This window comes from Brucella grignonensis (assembly GCF_002252505.1).
Classification (GTDB): domain Bacteria; phylum Pseudomonadota; class Alphaproteobacteria; order Rhizobiales; family Rhizobiaceae; genus Brucella; species Brucella grignonensis.
The window spans coordinates 1-483 of record NZ_NNRL01000102.1 but is presented as its reverse complement, the minus strand read 5'-3'; the positions used below and the strand labels follow the sequence as shown (position 1 = coordinate 483).

The window sequence follows — 483 nt, the reverse complement described above, 5'->3', positions numbered from 1 at the left end:
GGCTTCGGCCTTGAGATTTGTGCCGATTACCCGGTCCTGACTCGTATATGTCGAGATCGCCTGCTCAATCCGCCCCCGCGCCAGATCGAGCGAGGCTGCCCGCATCCATGCTTCCTTTTGCCGATAGATGGTCTCGAGCTCGGTGTAGCCGATGCGCTCGACAATGGCGCGAAAGGCGGCGCCGGCTTCGATCGGCTGAAGCTGCTCGGGATCGCCAACCAGGACGAGCTTGGCGCCTGCCCTGGTGACGGCTTCCACGAAAGTCGCCATCTGCTTGGATGCCACCATGCCAGCTTCGTCGAGAACGAACACCGTCTTGTCGTCAAGCATGCTTCGGCCAGTTTTCCAACCGAGCTCCCATGACGCCAGGGTGCGCGAGGCGATGCTGGCTTCTTTCTCCAGACCCTCGGTCGCCTTGCCAGCCAGAGCGCCACCGACCACACGATAACCAGCGGCTTCCCACACCTCGCGCGCCGCCTTCAT

Annotated in this window: 1 protein-coding gene; it reads right to left on the bottom strand. The window is 62.5% G+C overall.

Annotated features, from left to right (window positions below; all coding sequences use genetic code 11):
- On the bottom strand, positions 1-483 hold a 483-nt coding region (locus tag CEV33_RS01365), incomplete at both ends, for an AAA family ATPase (protein ID WP_167388086.1).